Source organism: Variovorax sp. DAIF25, assembly GCF_050711835.1.
Taxonomy (GTDB): Bacteria; Pseudomonadota; Gammaproteobacteria; order Burkholderiales; family Burkholderiaceae_C; genus Variovorax.
On the sequence record NZ_CP136636.1, the window covers coordinates 4618933 to 4634287 of the forward strand.

Sequence of the window (15355 nt, forward strand, 5' to 3'; positions counted from 1 at the left end):
CCGCGACGCGGCCTGCGCGCGCCGGGTGGCCCATGCACGGTGACCACGCTGACAGATCCAACGCAAGGAGCCAGCGATGCCGACCCGAAAGACCAAGGGCCTCTACGCCAACATCCACGCCAAGCAGGAGCGCATCAAGCACGGCAGCGGCGAGCACATGCGCAAGCCGGGCAGCGAGGGCGCGCCCAGCGACGAAGCCTTCGAGAAAGCCGAGAAGACCGCCCACAAGCGCAAACAGCGGCACTGAGGCCGCTGTCCTTCATCGAGCCGCGCCGGCTCAGGGCTTCTGGAACAGCTTCAGCACGCTCGAGAAATCGAGCGCGCCATGCCCCGCGAGGCTGTGCGCGGCATAGAGGTTGCGCGCGATCCCGCCGAGCGGCGTCGAGGCGCGCACCGCGGTCGCGTTCTCCTGCGCCAGGCCCAGGTCCTTGAGCATCAGGTCGGTGCCGAAGCCGCCCGCGTAGTTCTTCGAGGCCGGCGCGGTCTCCATCACGCCGGGCATCGGGTTGTACTTCTCGAGCGCCCAGTTGCCGCCCGAGCTGCGGCGCATGATCTCCGACAGCACCTTGGGATCGAGCCCGTTAGCCACGCCGAGCGCGAGCGCCTCCGATGTGCCGATCATCAGGATGCCGAGCAGCATGTTGTTGCAGATCTTGGCGGTCTGGCCCGCGCCCGCGGCGCCCGCGTGGAAGATGTTGGCGCCCATCTTCTCGAGCACCGGCCGCGCGCGCTCGAGGTCCTTCGTCTCGCCGCCGACCATGAAGGTCAGCGTGCCCGCGATCGCACCGCCCGTGCCGCCCGACACCGGCGCATCGATCATCGCGATGCCCTTGGCGGCGGCGGCCTCGGCCACCTTGCGCGAGGTGGCGGCGGCGACGGTGCTGCTGTCGATCACGAGCGCGCCGGCCTGGATGCTCTCGAGCAGGCCAGGCTTGCCCGCGCCGCCGAGGAACAGGCCCTCGACGTGCGCGCTGGCCGGCAGCATGCTGATCACGACCTCGGCATCGGCCACGCTTTCGGCCGCCGACTTCGCGATCGGCAGGCCCTCGCCCGCGAACTTCTGGCAGGCGTCGGCCGAGAGGTCGAAGGCGCTGAGCGTGTGGCCGGCCTTGAGCAGGTTGAGGGCCATCGGGCCGCCCATGTTGCCGAGGCCGATGAATGCGATCTTCATGTGTCGTCTCCGTTGTCTGTGTGTCTGTCTGTCGTCTGGATGGAATCAGACCAGCGATGCCAGCTCCGCCGGCATCTCGCCGCGCGGGCGCAGGTGGTCGTCGATGAAGGCCTGGGTGATCTCCTCGATGCTCGCGGGCGACCACTGGGGGTTGCGGTCCTTGTCGATCAGCACCGCGCGGATGCCCTCGGCGAAGTCCTTGTGCGCGCAGAAGCCCAGCGAGGCCCAGTACTCGAGGCGGAACACCTCGGCCAGCGACATGCGGTGCACGCGCTGCCAGAGCTCGAAGCTCAATGCGGCCGAGCTCGGCGCGCCCTTCATGAAGGTCTTGGCGGCGCCCTGCAGCCAGGCGTCGTCGCTCTGCAGCGCGCGCAGGCGCTGCGCGATGTCGAGAAGGTCGTCGCCGGCCATCAGCGCGTTGATGGTGTCGTAGTGCTCGCGCACCTTCGAGGCCGGCAGTTCGGCGCCCTCGCCGGCCTTGGCCAGGATGCGCGACAGCGTGGCGCGGTCGGCCTTGCCCTCGCCGGCCCAGGTGGCGGCGGCGATGGCCTCGAGCACCTGGCCCTTGTGCTCCTGCGGCACCAGCACGTCGGCCAGGCCGCAGAAGATCGCGTCGGCGGCGTTGAGGTTCGCGGCCGTGAGCGCGAGGAACAGGCCGGTGCGGCCCGGCGTGCGGCGCAGGAACCAGCTGCCGCCCACGTCGGGGTACAGGCCGATGCTGATCTCGGGCATGGCGATGCGGCTCTGCGCGGTCACCACGCGGTGCGAGCAGCCCGACATCAGGCCCACGCCGCCGCCCATCACGATGCCGTGGCCCCAGCAGAGGAAGGGCTTCGGGAAGGTGTGGATCAGGTGGTCGAGCTCATACTCCTCGCGGAAGAAGTCCTCGGCGTAGGTGTTGCGCTCGGGGCCGCATTCGAGCAGCGTCTGGTGGAGCTGGCGCAGGTCGCCGCCGGCGCAGAAGGCCTTCTCGCCCGCGGCCTGCAGCAGCACGCCGACGATGCCGTCGTCCTTCGCCCATGCGCGCAGCTTGGGCGTGAGCAGGCGCACCATGTCCACCGACAGCGCGTTGAGCGAGGCGGGTGCGTTGAGCGTGGCGACGCCGAAGCGCTGGCCGCCGGCGGTCTTGATTTCGTCGAAGAGAACTACGGAGTCGGTCATTGTCTTGAGGGGTTCCGGATACGGGGCGTCAGCGGATATCGCTGTCCCCTTCCAGCAATTTTCGCGCAACGATCACGCGCATGATCTCGTTGGTGCCCTCGAGGATCTGGTGCACGCGGGTGTCGCGCACCAGCCGCTCGAGCGGGAACTCGCTGAGGTAGCCGTAGCCGCCGTGCAGTTGCAGCGCGTCGTTGCAGACATTGAAGCCCGCATCGGTCGCGAAGCGCTTGGCCATCGCGCAGTAGGTGCTGGCGTCGGCGTGGCCGGCGTCGAGCTTGCTCGCGGCCAGCCGCACCATCTGGCGCGCAGCCACCAGCTCGGTCGCCATGTCGGCCAGCTTGAACTGCAGCGCCTGGAAGCTCGCGATCGGCTTGCCGAACTGCTGGCGCTCGTGCAGGTAGCGGCGCGCCGCGTCGAGCGCGCCCTGCGCCGCACCCACCGAGCAGGTCGCGATGTTGATGCGCCCGCCGTCGAGCCCCTTCATCGCGATGCGGAAGCCCTCGCCTTCCTTGCCCAGCAGGTTCTCGGCCGGGATGCGCACATTGTCGAAATTGATGGTGCGCGTGGGCTGGCTGTTCCAGCCCATCTTGTGTTCCTTCTTGCCGTAGCTCACGCCGGGCGCGTCGGCCGGCACCGCGAAGGCCGAGATGCCGCTGGCGCCCGCGCCGCCGGTGCGCGCCATCAGCACCAGCACGTCGGTGGAACCGGCGCCCGAGATGAAGGCCTTGCCGCCGTTGATCACGTACTCGGCGCCCTGCAGCTCGGCGCGCGTCTTGAGCGAGCCCGCGTCCGAGCCGGCGCCGGGCTCGGTGAGGCAGTACGAGGCCAGCTTGCGTCCGCTCGTGAGGTCCTCGCCCCATTGCTGCGCCACCGCATCGGTGGCCCAGGTGCCGAGCATCCAGGTCGCCATGTTGTGGATGGTGATGAAGGCCGTGGTCGAGGGGTCGACCGCGGCCATCTCCTCGAACACCAGCGCCGCATCGAGCCGCGGCAGGCCGAGGCCGCCGATGCGCTCGGGCGCGTAGAGGCCGCAGAAGCCCAGCTCGCCGGCCTTGGCGATGGCCTCCTTCGGAAAGAAGGCCTCGGCGTCCCACTGCGCCGCATGCGGCGCGAATTCGGCCTGCGCGAAATCGCGCGCGCTCTGCGCAAAGGCGTTCTGCTCTTCGGACAGTTCGAAGTTCATTGTTCGCGACCCTTCCAGCGATCCAGTTCGGCGGTCCGTTTCCGGGTCGATTTCTCCAGGCATGAATTGAATACCAGCGGCCACATGGAGCCGCCCTCGTTGGCCTTCGAGGCGCGCTTGCAGGCCGGGTCGCGGCCCTTGAGCCAGGCGCGCTGCTCGTTGCGCAGCGCGGTGCGCATCTGCGGCGACAGCGTCTTCATCACCTCGCCATAGCGGATGTTGAGCGCCGCATCGGCGGCGCGGAAATCGCGCGCCGCGCAGGCGTTCATCTGCTGCTGGTTCCCGTTGGGATCGCAGTCGTCCGCGCCGGCGCCGGCGGCCGCCCGCGCGCCGCCGGCGAGCAGCGCGAGCGTCGCCACCGCGCCCCAGGCCGCGACGCGAAGGCGCTTCCTCACTTGAGGCTGATGGTGGTGTTGACGCCGTGCGAGACGGTGCTGTCGTCGAACCAGCGTGCCGTCACGGTCTTGGTCTGGGTGTAGAACATGATGACCTGCTTGCCGTACGGGCCCAGGTCGCCGAGCTTGGAGGCGCGCGAACCGGTGAACGAGAACATCGGGACCGGCACCGGGATCGGCACGTTGATGCCGACCTGGCCCACGTCGATGTCTTCCTGGAAGCGGCGCGCCGCGGCGCCCGACTGCGTGAAGATCGCGGTGCCGTTGCCGTTCGGGTTGCTGTTGATCAGCTCGATGGCCTCGTCGATGGTCTCGGCGTCGGCCACGCACAGCACCGGTCCGAAGATCTCCTGGTCATAGATGGTCATGCCGGGCTTCACGCCGGTGAAGATCGTCGGGCCGACGAAGTTGCCCTTCTCGTAGCCGGGCACGCTGGGCTTGCGGCCGTCGAGCACGAGCTCGGCGCCGTCGGCCAGGCCGCGCTCGATCAGGCTGCTGACGCGGTCGTGCGCCGCGCACGAGACCAGCGGGCCCACGTCCACGCCCTTCTCGGTGCCGGCACCGATCTTCAGGGTCTTGGCCTTCTCGATCAACTCGGGCACCCACTTGCGCGCGTCGCCCACCAGCACCGCCACCGACACCGCCATGCAGCGTTGGCCCGCGGCGCCGAAGCTCGCGCCGGCCAGCGCGTTGAGCGTCTGTTCCTTGTTGGCGTCGGGCATCACGATGGCGTGGTTCTTCGCGCCCATCATGCATTGCACGCGCTTGCCGGCCAGGGTGGCGCGGTTGTAGACGTGGGTGCCGACCTTGGTCGAGCCGACGAAGCTGATCGCCTTGATGTCCTTGTGGTCGCAGATGCCGTTGACCACGGCCTCGCCGCCATGGACCACGTTGAGCACGCCGGCCGGGATGCCGGCCTCGAGGGCGAGCTCGCACAGGCGCATCGTGACCATCGGGTCCTGCTCGGAGGGCTTGAGCACGAAGGTGTTGCCGGTGACGATGGCCATCGGGAACATCCACAGCGGGATCATGGCCGGGAAGTTGAACGGCGTGATGCCCGCGCACACGCCCAGCGGCTGCAGCAGGGTGTAGGTGTCGACGCCGTTGGCCACGTTGTTGGCCAGCTCGCCGAGCTGCAGGTTGCCGATGTTCGAGGCGTGCTCGACCACCTCGAGGCCGCGGAACACGTCGCCCTCGGCATCGGGCAGGGTCTTGCCCTGCTCGGCCGTGAGGATCGCGGCCAGCTCGGCCATGTTCTCGCGGATCAGCTGCTGGTACTTGAGGAAGATGCGCGCACGCGCGCCGAGCGGTGTCTTGCGCCAGGTCTTGAAGGCGTCCTTGGCCGAAGCGACGGCGGCGTCGAGTTCATCCTGCGTGGCGAAGGGCACGCGGGCCAGCACCTGCTGCGTGGCCGGGTTGACGATGTCGCGCCATTCGGTGGTCTTCGACTCGACGAACTTGCCGCCGATCAAGAGCTTGACGGTGGCGATCTGGGTCGAGGGCTGGGTGCTGGCGTCCATGTGCTTGTCTCCTGTGAATGCGGTGCCGAAGGCGGCGGAACAGCGGGCATCGTAGCTTTGCAGTTTTGCTATGACAATAGACAAAATTGCGCTGGGGTTTTGCATAAATGCAGATCACCCGCACCACGGCGCCGCCCGGAGGAACACATGGACTGGGACAACCTTCGCTTCTTTCTCGAACTCGCGCGCTCGGGCACGCTGATGAGCGCGGCGCGCCGGCTCGAGGTCGACCACACGACGGTGGCGCGGCGCATCCAGGCGCTCGAGAAGGAGGTGGGCGCGCCGCTGTTCGCGCGCGAGGCCGGCGGGCACCGGCTCACCGAGGCCGGCCGGCGGCTGCAGCCGCAGGTGGAGGCGATGGAAGGCGCCTTCCTCGCGGTGGAGAGCACGGCGCCCGCCTCGCAGGAAGGGCTGTCGGGGCTGGTGCGCATCGGCGCCACCGAGGGCTTCGGCACCGCGGTGCTGGCGCCGCAGCTCGCGCTGTTCGCGCGCCAGCATCCGCGGCTGACCATCGACCTGCTGGCGATGCCGCGGCTGGTGCACCTGTCGCGGCGCGAGGCCGACATCGTGATCTCGCTCGAGCGGCCGGCGCGCGGGCCGGTGCTGGTCACCAAGCTCAGCGACTACACGCTGCGCCTCTACGCCTCGAAGCCCTACCTCGCGGCGCACAAGCCGATCGCCACGCGCGAGGACCTGCGCGGCCACACCTTCATCAGCTATGTCGACGACCTGCTGTTCAGCAAGGAGCTGCAGTACCTCGACGAGCTGCACCGCCCCGACAGCTTCGCGCTGCGCAGCACCAGCGTGCTGGCGCAGCACCGCGCGGTGGCCGCGGGCGCGGGCATCGCGGTGCTGCCGGCCTTCCTGGCCGAGGGCGACGGCAGCCTGCAGCCGGTGCTCGCGGGCCAGGCGAACTTCACGCGCACCTTCTGGATGTCGATGCCGGCCGAGACCAAGCACCTCGCGCGCATGAAGGCGACCTGGGAGTTCCTGCAGCAGACCGCGCAGGCGCAGCGCGACCTGCTGCTGCCCGATGCGGGCGCGCGGGCCTGAGCCGCCGGGCGCCTACGCCACGCCCTCGAGCACCGGCTCGTCCTGCGCGGGCGCGTCGGCCCGCACCAGCTCGCCCAGATGGCGCCACAGCCGCTCGGCCTGCTCGGCCAGTGGCGCGCGCCGGCGCATCAGCATGAAGCGCAGCGGCACCTCGAGCGAAGTGCCGCCGGCCCGCACGAGGCGCCCGGCATCGAGGTCCTCGCGCACCAGCGCCTGCGGCAGCCAGGCCACGCCCAGCCGCGACAGCGCCATGAAGCGCAGCCCGTCGGTCAGGCTGGCCTCGTGGTGGCGCTGCAGCCGCAGTTCTCCATGGCGCTCGAGCAGCGGCGACAGCGACCAGCCGAGGTGGCATTCCTCGGCATAGCCGAGGAAGGAAACGGGCGCGCTGCCGGGATCGCGCAGGTCGAACAGCGGCCCGCCCGCGGCATTCGGCGCGCTCACCGGCACCAGCCGTTCGCGCCCCAGCTCCAGCGCCAGGCAGTCGCCCGCCTCGCAGGCCGAACCCGCGCGCGCGGCCACCGCGCCGGCTTCGTCGAACAGCGCGACCACGTAGTCGACCGAGCCCTCGGCCAGCATCTCGAAGCACTCGGGCAGGTTGTCGGAGTTGACGCTGAACTTGGCGCTCCGGAAGTCGTTGTGCAGCCGCGGCACCCAGTCCGGGAAGAACACGGCCGACATGATGTGCGGCGCCGCGAAGCGGATGCGCTGCTGCCGGTCCTCGCCATCGGCCTTGATGGACTTGCGCAGCCCCTCCAGCGCATAGACCACCTCGGAGGAGATCGCCTGCAGCCGCTCGCCGGGCTGCGTGAGCTCGAGCGCCGCGGTGCGCCGGTCGAACAGCGGCGCGCCGATCCACTGCTCGAGGCCCTGGATGCGCCGGCTCAGTCCCGACACCGACACATGGCAGCGCTCGGCGGCGCGGCTGAAGCTGCGCGTCTGGCACAGGACCAGGAAATCCTTCAGGCTGACCAGGTCGATCATTTGCGGTTTCCTCAAAAGTTGGCGGCCACCAGAGTCTACTTTCGCTCGGCTATAGCCTGGGCGCTCCGGCGCCCCGATCCTTTGCGGCTTTCGCAAAACCCGGCGCCCAATCGGCAACCCGCTGAAGGCCTCGCGCCCCAAGAATTCCGGCACCCCGAACCCTTGCTGGAATCCAGATGCCGCCCTCCACCCCCCAACGCCTTCGCGGCGTGCTCGCCCCGGTCCTCACACCCTTCGACGCCGCGCTGAAGCCCGACGCCGCGCGCTTCCTGCGGCTGTGCCGCTGGCTGGTGGCGCAGGACTGCGGGCTCGCGATGTTCGGCACCAACTCCGAAGGCAACTCGCTCTCGGTCGAAGAGCGCATCGAACTGCTGCAGCAGGCCGTGGCCGCGGGCGTACCGGCCGCGCGCATGCTGCCGGGCACCGGCAGCTGCTCGCTGGCCGACGCGGTGCGGCTCACGCGCTGCGCGGTCGACCAGGGCTGCGCCGGCGTGCTGGCGCTGCCGCCCTTCTATTACAAGAGCGTCACCGACGACGGCCTGTTCGCCTTCTTCAGCGAGGTGATCGAGCGGGTCGGCGACAGCGGCCTGCGGCTGTACCTCTATCACATCCCGCCGGTGGCGCAGGTGGGCTTCTCCCACGCGCTGGTCGAGCGCCTGCTGAAGCGCTACCCCGGCACGGTCGCCGGCATGAAGGACACCGGCGGCGACTGGGACTACACCGCGCGCACCATCGCGCAGTTCGGCCCCGCGGGCTTCGACGTCTTCGCGGGCACCGAGACCATCCTGCTCGACACCCTGCGCCACGGCGGCGCGGGCTGCATCTCGGCCACCGCGAACGTCAATCCCCGCGCCATCGTGCGCCTGTTCGACACGTGGCGCGACGCGGATGCCGATGCGCGGCAGGCGGCGCTCAACGCGGTGCGCGCGAAGTTCGCGGCCCATCCGCTGATTCCCGCCATGAAGTCGGCCATCGCGATGGCCACGGGCGATGCGCAATGGGCGCGCGTTCGGCCGCCGCTCGAGGCGCTCGATGCGCAGCGGCAGGAGTCGCTGCGGCAGGCGCTGCGCGACCAGGCTTTCGATCTCGCCGCACTCGACGTCGATGCCAGCGATCGCCACTGAGCCGGGCGCGGCCGCGCCCTTCACCGAGGCCGAGCTCGCGCGCCTGCGCCGCGACACGCCCGCCTGGGGCGCGGGCGCGCACCTCGCCCATTTCGCGCATGGCTCGGCGAGCCTGCCGCCCGAACCCGTCTACGCGCAATGGCAGGCCTGGCTCGAGGCCGAGCGCACGCTGGGCACGCACCGCGCCACCGAACGGCATGCGGACGCGCTGCATGCGGTGCGCGCCAGCGTCGCGCGGCTCGTCAACGCGCAGCCGCACCAGGTCGCGCTGCTGGGCTCCGCGAGCCAGGCCTGGGCCGCCGCGATGAGCGCCGCCCATGCGCCCCACGTGATCACGACCCACGACGAATACGGCGCCAACGCGCTCCACCTGCTGAACGCGGCGCGACAGCGGCGGCTCGGCTTCTCGGTGATCGGCGCGCGGCCCGGCGCGACGCCGCTGACGCAGCGCCTGGACCATGCGCTGCGCCACGCACCCGCCGGTAGCCGCCCCGTGGTCTCGCTCGCCGCCGTGCCGACCGCCTGGGGCGCGGCCACGCCCATGGACGGCGTGGCGCGCTGCGTGCACGCGCACGGCGGCCTGCTGTTCCTCGACGCCAGCCATGCGGTGGGCCAGGAGCCGGTCGACATGCAGGCCCTCGGTTGCGACGTGCTCGTGTTCCCCACGCGCAAATGGCTGCGTGGCCCGCGCGGCGCGGGCGTGCTGTGCCTGTCGCAGCGCGCGCTCGAGGCGCTCGGCACGCCCGATGCCGTCGACGTGGCCGGCGCGCAGTGGCTGGAGGCCGAGCGCCTGCAGCCCTGGTCCGATGCGCGGCGTTTCGAGGGCCACGAGTTCCATCCGGGCCTGCGGCTGGCACTGGGCGCGGCCTGCGACTACGCGCTCGCGGTCGACCCGGCGCGCATCGCGCGACAGAACGCGCTGATTCGCCAGCGCCTCGCGCATGCGCTGCAGGAGCGCTTCGGCTGGCAGCCGCTCGAGGCCGGCCTGCCCGATCGCAGCGCGCTGCTGACCTACCGCCTGCCCGAGGCCTTCGGCGATGGCGCGGCCTTCGTCCGCCGCCTCGCCGACGCGGGCGTCCATGCCTCCTTCGTCGGCCCGCAGCACGCGCGCTGGGCGCTCGAGGCCGCGGGCCTGCCGGGCGTGCTGCGGCTCACGCCGCACTACCTCACGGACGACGACGAGATCGCGCGCCTCGTGGAGGCCATCGAGACCACGAATCCCCGCGTCCACCGCTGACGCTTTTCCATCGACACCAAAAAGGAGACAAGCATGAAGACCCATCCCCGCCCCCTCGCCCGCCTGGCCACCGCGCTCGCGCTGTTCGCCACCGTCGCCGCGAGCCCGCCGGCCGCCGCGCAGGCCTATCCCTCGAAGCCCATCACCGTCGTCATCCAGTACCCGGTCGGCGGTCCCTCGGACACCCTCGCGCGCCTGCTCGCGCCGCGCCTGCAGGCCGCGCTCGGGCAGCCGCTGGTGATCGAGGCCCGGGTCGGCGCCGGCGGCAACATCGGCACCGACTTCGTGGCCAAGGCCAAACCCGACGGCTACACGCTGCTGCTGTCCTCGAGCGGACCGCTGGCGATCAGCCCGTGGCTCTATCCGAAGCTGCCCTATCGCCCGCTCAAAGACCTGGTGCCGGTGGTGCAGCTCGCCGCAGTGCCGCTGGTGCTCGAGGTCAACGACGCGAACCCGGCGCGCAGCGCGGCGGAGTTCCTGCGGCTGCTGAAGGCCAACCCCGGCAAGTACAGCTTCGGCTCGTCCGGCAACGGCACGCCGCAGCACCTGTCGGCGGTGCTGCTCGGTTCGATGACCGGCGTGACGCTCACGCACGTGCCCTACAAGGGCCAGGCGCCGATGGCCACCGACCTGATGGGCGGGCAGATCGACTTCGCGATCGACAGCATGGTCTCGGCCATGCCCAACCTCGCGACCGGGCGGCTGCGCGCGCTGGCCGTCACCGGCCGCCAGCGCTCGCCGCTGCTGCCCGGGGTGCCGACGATGGAAGAGGCCGGCGTGCCCGGCTACGAGGCGCTCGCCTGGTACGGCCTGATGGCGCCGGCGGGCACGCCGCGCGCCATCGTCGAGCGGCTCAACGAGGCCACGCGCCAGGCGCTCGACACGCCCGCCGTGCGCGAGCAGATCGCGCGGCTCGGCAGCGCGCCCGTGCATGCCACGCCCGAGCGCTTCGGCGCCTTCATCCAGGCCGAATACGACAAGTGGGGGCCGATCGTGAAGAGCACCGGCGCCGTGGTCGATTGAGGCCGCACCGCCCATGAAGATCCTCAGCATCGCGGAACGCACCGTTCCCATCGCCTCCTCGCTGCGCAACGCGCGCATCGATTTCAGCGAGATCACCGCCAGCGTGGTGGCCGTCGTCACCGACCAGTTCCGCGACGGCCGACGCGTCGTCGGCCATGCCTTCAACTCCTTCGGCCGCTACGGCTGCGGCGGACCGCTGCGCGAGCGCTTCATCCCGCGCCTGCTGCGCGCCACGCCCGAGGAACTCAACGACCCCGCCAGCGGCATCGTCGACCCGCAACGCGCGCTCGACCTGATGCTGCGGCGCGAGAAGGCCGGCGCCCATGCCGAGCGCTCGATGGCGGTCGGCACGCTGGAACTCGCGCTCTGGGACATCGTCGGCAAGATGCGCGGCCTGCCGCTGTACCGGGTGCTGGCCGAGCGCATGGGCGAGCCTGGCATCGAACCCGCGCGCTCGGTGCGCTGCTACGTGGGCGGCGGCTTCTACCGCGACCACGACGACCTGGCACGGCTCGGCGACGAGGTGCGCGGCCATCTCGATGCCGGCTACACCGAGCTCAAGATCAAGGCCGGCGGCCTGCCGCTGGCCGCGGAGCTGCGGCGCATCGAGTCGGTGCTGGCGCTGGTGGGCTCGGGCGCGCGGCTGGCGCTCGACGCGAGCTGCGCCTTCGAGCGCGACGAGGCGCTGGCCTTCGCGCGCGCCATCGCGCCCTATGGCCTGCGCTGGCTCGAGGAGCCCTGCGACCCGGCCGACTTCGAGACCTACCGCGCGGTCAGCGAGGCCTATGCGGGCACCGTCGCCGGCGGCGAGAACCTGTTCTCGCGCGAGGAGGTCGCCAACTTCCTGCGCTACGGCGACTTCGAAGGCCGCGTCGTGCTGCAGCCCGATCCGCCGCTGGCCTACGGCCTGCTCGAGCTGCAGCGCATCGTGGCGCTCGCGCAGGCCCACGGCGTGGCGCGCGAGAACATCGTGCCGCACGGCGGCAACCTGATGTCGCTGCACGCGACCGCGGGGCTGGGCCTCGGCAGCGCGGAGTCCTATCCGGGCCTGTTCGGCCCCTTCGGCGGCTTCAGCCGCGAGGTCCGCATCGAGAACGGGCGCGCCACCCTGCCCGAGTCGCCGGGCATCGGCTTCGAGGAGCAGCCCGCGCTCTACCGCATCTTCCGCGAGCTCGCGGCCAGCCTGGGGGTGTGAACGCGCGCGCCGGCCGCAGAATGCGCAGACAACGCTTGCCAGGAGACGCCCGCATGCCTCGCCACCGCCCCGCCCGCCTGACCCACATCGCCGGCATCGGCGTCGACCGCATGGGCGCCATCGCCGACGACGCCGAGGGCCCGCCCTTCCTGCGGCTCGAGAACCTCGACGTCGACATCCCGCCCGATGCCGAGGCCGTGGCGCGCACCGTGCGCGCCGCCACCGAGGATGCGGACAACAGCTACCTGCCTTTCGTCGGCCAGGCGCGGCTGCGCGAGGTCGCGGCGCGCCATGTGTCGGAACTCTCGGGTGTGGCCTACGAGGCGCGCCATTGCGTGATCTCGGCCGGCGGGCTCTCGGGCATCCTCAATGCGCTGCTGGCCACGGTGGAGGTCGGCGACGAGGTGCTGGTGACCGACCCGACCTATGCCGGCCTGCTCAACCGCATCCGGCTCGCGGACGGCACGCCGAAGTACGTGCCGTTCCGCTTCACGCCCGGCGGCGAATGGAAGCTCGACCGCGAGGCGCTGCGGGCCGCCGTGGGCCCGCGCGTGCGCACCATGCTGCTGATGTCGCCCTCGATGCCTTCGGGCGGCTTCTTCGACGCCGACGACTGGCGCGCGATCGCCGCGCTGTGCGTGCAGCACGACCTGACGCTGATCCTCGACGCCGCGATGGAGCGGCTGCTGTTCGACGGCCGCGAGCTCATCCATCCGGCCGGGCTGCCCGGCATGGCCGAGCGCACCATCACCGTGGGCTCGTCGGCCAAGGAGCTGCGCATGATCGGCTGGCGCGTGGGCTGGACCGTGGCGCCCGAGCGCTACATGCCCGACCTGGTGGCGGTGTCGCTGGCCAACGTGGTGGTGCCGGTGGGCATCGCGCAGGACGCGGTCGCCACCGCGCTCGCGCAGTCGCCGCGCACGCTGGCGCCCTATGTGGCCGAACTCGAACGGCGACGCGACACGCTGCTCGACGAACTGCGCGGCCTGCCCGTGGGCGTGCCGGCCGGCGGCTGGTCGATGCTGCTGCGCGCCAGCGATTTCGGCATCGACGGCCAGACGCTGTCCGAGCGGCTGCTGAAGGCGCGCGTCTGCGCCACCGCCATGCAGGGCTGGGGCGAGACGCATGGCGCGCAGTACCTGCGCTTCGTGTTCTCGAACGAGCCGGTGGAACGGCTGCGCGGCCTAGGGGACAAGGTGCGCGCGGCGCTCGGGGCCTAAGGCCACTCCGCGGGGTGGCTGCCCGGCGGCATCGAGGGCCGCGGCCAGACGGCCGGCGTGCGCGCGAGCAGCGCGCTGTGCCGCAGGCCCGCGAGTTCGCCGAAGCCCGAGGGCTCGGTTTCCACATAGGGCGCGATGTCGGGCCTGGGCGTGGCGAGCCCGCCGGGCACGCGGCCGAGTCCGCGCAGCCAGTGCCCGGTCTGCGCGAGCGACACCCGCACCTGCCAACTGCCGCCCTCGCGCTGCTGGCGATGCAGCGCGGCGGCCGCGCCGAAGGCGATCAGGTAGCCCGTGGCCTCGTCGAGGATCTGCATCGGCAGCGGCTTCGGCTTGCCGTCGCCGGCCGCCTCGCCCTCGGCATGGTTGAAGCCCATGGCGGTCTGCACCAGCGAATCGAAGCCGCGGCGGCCAGCCCATGGGCCCTGCGTGCCATAGGCCGTGAGCGAGACGCAGACGATGCCGGGCCGCAGCGCCGCGAGCTGCGCCGGCCCGAAGCCCAGCGCCTCGAGGCCGCCGGGCCGGTAGCCCTGCACGAACACATGCGCCTGGCCGGCCAGCCGGCGCAGCGCCGCCTGTCCTTCGTCGGTGCGCAGATCGACATGCGTCGACAGCTTGCCGCGGCTGGTGTCGGCGATGGCCTCGATGTTGGGCAGCCGCGGCGAGTTGACCAGCAGCACGTCGGCCCCGTAGGCCGCGAGCGCGCGGCCGCCGACCGGGCCGGCCAGGATGCGCGTGAGGTCGAGCACGCGCAGGCCCGCGAGCGGCCGCTGGTCCTCGCGCAGCGGCGGCAATGCAAGCGGTACCGCGTCGCCGATGCGCTCGATGGTGAACAGCGGCTGCGCGGCGATCGCGCGGCCCTGCGGCGTGGCGTCCCACTCGTCGAAGCGGCGCAGCGCGGTGGCCACCAGCCCGCGCGCGGCGGCGGCTTCCTCGAAGTCGAGCGCGCGCCAGCCGGCCAGCGCGGCTTCGGCATCGGCGCGCACGGCCGTCGCGGGATCAAGGCCCAGCAGGCGCAGCGCGCCTTCACGGTGGTGCGCGAAGTTGGCATGGATGCGCACCCAGCCGTCCGCCGTGCGGTAGAGGCCCGAGAACGCGTCCCAGAGTTCGGGCACGCGGCCGTCGAGGCTGAACCAGCCGGTGCATTCGAGCGCGGCATGGCGCATGTCGACCGCGACCGCCTGGCGCGGCACGCCGCGCGCATGGCCGAGTTCGCAGGCCGCCAGCGCGGCCGCGGCGATGCTGCCCTGCGCCGCCGCGCCGACCGCGAAGGACGACGGCAGCACCGGGTCGACGCCCGTGAGCCGCGCCAGCGGCAGTGCGTCGGCCGGCAGGCCGGCCTGGCGCCAGAGGTCGTGGAGGATGTCGCTCGCGCTCATCTTTCGTTCTCTCCAATGAAAAAGGCAGGGCCCGCTCGCGCGGCCCTGCCCTTCGTTCGTCGTTGCGGCCTTCGCCTTACTGGATCAGCTTGGCGCCGGTCTTGGCCTGCAGCGCATCGAAGCTCACGCCGGGCGCGAGCTCGATCACCTTGAGGCCCTCGGGCACCACGTCCATCACGGCGAGGTCGGTGATGATGCGGTCGACCACGCCCACGCCGGTCAGCGGCAGGGTGCACTTCTCGAGGATCTTGAAGTCCTCGGTGCCGTCCTTCTTCTTGGCCACGTGTTCCATCAGCACGATCACGCGCTTCACGCCGGCCACCAGGTCCATCGCGCCGCCCATGCCCTTGACCATCTTGCCCGGGATCATCCAGTTGGCGAGGTCGCCCTGGGTGCTCACCTGCATCGCGCCGAGGATCGAGAGGTTGATCTTGCCGCCGCGGATCATCGCGAAGCTGTCGTGGCTGCCGAAGATGGCCGAGCCCGGCAGCGTGGTGACGGTCTGCTTGCCGGCGTTGATCAGGTCGGCGTCGACCTGGTCCTCGGTCGGGAACGGGCCGATGCCCAGCATGCCGTTCTCGCTCTGCAGCCAGACTTCCTTGGTGCCCGTGTGGTTGGCCACCAGCGTCGGGATGCCGATGCCGAGGTTGACGTAGAAGCCGTCTTCCAGCTCTTGCGCGGCGCGCGCCGCCATCTGGTCTTGGGTCCAGGGCATC

Annotated in this window: 15 protein-coding genes; 7 read left to right on the plus strand and 8 right to left on the minus strand. The window is 71.3% G+C overall.

Features of this window, described 5'->3' with window-relative positions:
- Positions 1 to 76 precede the first annotated feature (76 nt).
- Complete coding sequence (locus tag R0232_RS21395; protein ID WP_172705438.1) at positions 77 to 247, plus strand: hypothetical protein; 171 nt, start codon at positions 77 to 79, stop codon at positions 245 to 247.
- 30 nt (positions 248 to 277) lie between these two features.
- Here the strand turns inward: R0232_RS21395 and mmsB are convergent, their stop codons facing one another.
- From mmsB to R0232_RS21420, 5 genes are read right to left on the minus strand one after another with little or no spacing between them, the layout of a single operon-like run.
- A complete protein-coding gene (mmsB, locus tag R0232_RS21400; RefSeq protein WP_431509336.1) occupies positions 278 to 1171 on the minus strand; it encodes a 3-hydroxyisobutyrate dehydrogenase in 894 nt (297 codons plus the stop codon).
- Between the two features lie 45 nt (positions 1172 to 1216).
- Positions 1217 to 2332 (minus strand): enoyl-CoA hydratase/isomerase family protein, encoded by a 1116-nt coding sequence (locus R0232_RS21405; protein ID WP_431509337.1) that lies wholly within the window; start codon positions 2330 to 2332, stop codon positions 1217 to 1219.
- A gap of 28 nt (positions 2333 to 2360) precedes the next feature.
- On the minus strand, positions 2361 to 3515 hold the full coding sequence (locus R0232_RS21410) for an acyl-CoA dehydrogenase family protein (protein WP_093344745.1): 1155 nt from the start codon (positions 3513 to 3515) through the stop codon (positions 2361 to 2363).
- Complete coding sequence (locus R0232_RS21415) at positions 3512 to 3874, minus strand: lysozyme inhibitor LprI family protein (protein WP_431509338.1); 363 nt, start codon at positions 3872 to 3874, stop codon at positions 3512 to 3514. The genes R0232_RS21410 and R0232_RS21415 overlap by 4 nt, the downstream gene beginning before the upstream one ends.
- 32 nt (positions 3875 to 3906) lie before the next feature.
- Entirely contained in the window at positions 3907 to 5430 is a 1524-nt protein-coding gene (locus R0232_RS21420) for a CoA-acylating methylmalonate-semialdehyde dehydrogenase (protein WP_208510962.1), read from the minus strand.
- Positions 5431 to 5577: 147 nt separating this feature from the next.
- Here R0232_RS21420 and R0232_RS21425 point away from each other — a divergent pair, with 147 nt between their 5' ends.
- Positions 5578 to 6483: a LysR family transcriptional regulator gene (locus tag R0232_RS21425; protein WP_431509339.1), complete on the plus strand. Its 906-nt coding sequence runs from the start codon at positions 5578 to 5580 to the stop codon at positions 6481 to 6483.
- Between the two features lie 12 nt (positions 6484 to 6495).
- Here R0232_RS21425 and R0232_RS21430 read toward each other — a convergent pair whose 3' ends face one another.
- A complete protein-coding gene (locus R0232_RS21430; RefSeq protein WP_431509340.1) occupies positions 6496 to 7464 on the minus strand; it encodes a LysR substrate-binding domain-containing protein in 969 nt (322 codons plus the stop codon).
- A 176-nt stretch (positions 7465 to 7640) separates the two neighbouring features.
- Between R0232_RS21430 and R0232_RS21435 the strand changes: the two genes are divergently transcribed.
- The 5 genes from R0232_RS21435 to R0232_RS21455 are packed head-to-tail and all read left to right on the plus strand — an operon-like array spanning position 7641 to position 13263.
- Positions 7641 to 8588, plus strand: a complete 948-nt coding sequence (locus R0232_RS21435; protein ID WP_431509341.1) for a dihydrodipicolinate synthase family protein — start codon at positions 7641 to 7643, stop codon at positions 8586 to 8588.
- Positions 8569 to 9825: an aminotransferase class V-fold PLP-dependent enzyme gene (locus R0232_RS21440; RefSeq protein WP_431509342.1), complete on the plus strand. Its 1257-nt coding sequence runs from the start codon at positions 8569 to 8571 to the stop codon at positions 9823 to 9825. Before R0232_RS21435 ends, R0232_RS21440 begins: the two co-directional genes overlap by 20 nt.
- Positions 9826 to 9858: 33 nt before the next feature.
- Entirely contained in the window at positions 9859 to 10848 is a 990-nt protein-coding gene (locus tag R0232_RS21445; protein ID WP_431509343.1) for a Bug family tripartite tricarboxylate transporter substrate binding protein, read from the plus strand.
- 13 nt (positions 10849 to 10861) lie between these two features.
- A complete protein-coding gene (locus R0232_RS21450) occupies positions 10862 to 12043 on the plus strand; it encodes an enolase C-terminal domain-like protein (protein WP_431509344.1) in 1182 nt (393 codons plus the stop codon).
- 53 nt (positions 12044 to 12096) lie between these two features.
- Positions 12097 to 13263, plus strand: coding sequence for a pyridoxal phosphate-dependent aminotransferase (locus R0232_RS21455; protein ID WP_431509345.1), 1167 nt, complete (start codon positions 12097 to 12099; stop codon positions 13261 to 13263).
- On the opposite strand, the gene R0232_RS21460 is transcribed toward R0232_RS21455, so the two are convergent.
- Both R0232_RS21460 and R0232_RS21465 read right to left on the minus strand, forming a co-directional pair.
- Positions 13260 to 14639: a CoA transferase gene (locus tag R0232_RS21460; protein ID WP_431509346.1), complete on the minus strand. Its 1380-nt coding sequence runs from the start codon at positions 14637 to 14639 to the stop codon at positions 13260 to 13262. The two genes, R0232_RS21455 and R0232_RS21460, sit on opposite strands and share 4 nt — an antisense overlap.
- A gap of 76 nt (positions 14640 to 14715) precedes the next feature.
- Positions 14716 to 15354 carry a 3-oxoacid CoA-transferase subunit B gene (locus R0232_RS21465; RefSeq protein ID WP_057595049.1) on the minus strand — a complete coding sequence of 213 codons (639 nt, stop codon included), beginning with the start codon at positions 15352 to 15354 and terminating at the stop codon, positions 14716 to 14718.
- Between the last annotated feature and the right edge of the window lies 1 nt (position 15355).

Excerpts from the sequence above, each read along its gene's own strand:
- R0232_RS21450 (WP_431509344.1), top strand. The coding sequence starts at position 10,862 with ATGAAGATCCTCAGCATCGCGGAACGCACCGTTCCCATCGCCTCCTCG.
- R0232_RS21425 (WP_431509339.1), top strand. The coding sequence starts at position 5,578 with ATGGACTGGGACAACCTTCGCTTCTTTCTCGAACTCGCGCGCTCGGGC.
- R0232_RS21430 (WP_431509340.1), bottom strand. The coding sequence starts at position 7,464 with ATGATCGACCTGGTCAGCCTGAAGGATTTCCTGGTCCTGTGCCAGACG.
- R0232_RS21405 (WP_431509337.1), bottom strand. The coding sequence starts at position 2,332 with ATGACCGACTCCGTAGTTCTCTTCGACGAAATCAAGACCGCCGGCGGC.
- mmsB (WP_431509336.1), bottom strand. The coding sequence starts at position 1,171 with ATGAAGATCGCATTCATCGGCCTCGGCAACATGGGCGGCCCGATGGCC.
- R0232_RS21460 (WP_431509346.1), bottom strand. The coding sequence starts at position 14,639 with ATGAGCGCGAGCGACATCCTCCACGACCTCTGGCGCCAGGCCGGCCTG.
- R0232_RS21435 (WP_431509341.1), top strand. The coding sequence starts at position 7,641 with ATGCCGCCCTCCACCCCCCAACGCCTTCGCGGCGTGCTCGCCCCGGTC.
- R0232_RS21465 (WP_057595049.1), bottom strand. The coding sequence starts at position 15,354 with ATGCCCTGGACCCAAGACCAGATGGCGGCGCGCGCCGCGCAAGAGCTG.
- R0232_RS21410 (WP_093344745.1), bottom strand. The coding sequence starts at position 3,515 with ATGAACTTCGAACTGTCCGAAGAGCAGAACGCCTTTGCGCAGAGCGCG.
- R0232_RS21420 (WP_208510962.1), bottom strand. The coding sequence starts at position 5,430 with ATGGACGCCAGCACCCAGCCCTCGACCCAGATCGCCACCGTCAAGCTC.
- R0232_RS21440 (WP_431509342.1), top strand. The coding sequence starts at position 8,569 with ATGCCAGCGATCGCCACTGAGCCGGGCGCGGCCGCGCCCTTCACCGAG.
- R0232_RS21395 (WP_172705438.1), top strand. The coding sequence starts at position 77 with ATGCCGACCCGAAAGACCAAGGGCCTCTACGCCAACATCCACGCCAAG.
- R0232_RS21445 (WP_431509343.1), top strand. The coding sequence starts at position 9,859 with ATGAAGACCCATCCCCGCCCCCTCGCCCGCCTGGCCACCGCGCTCGCG.
- R0232_RS21455 (WP_431509345.1), top strand. The coding sequence starts at position 12,097 with ATGCCTCGCCACCGCCCCGCCCGCCTGACCCACATCGCCGGCATCGGC.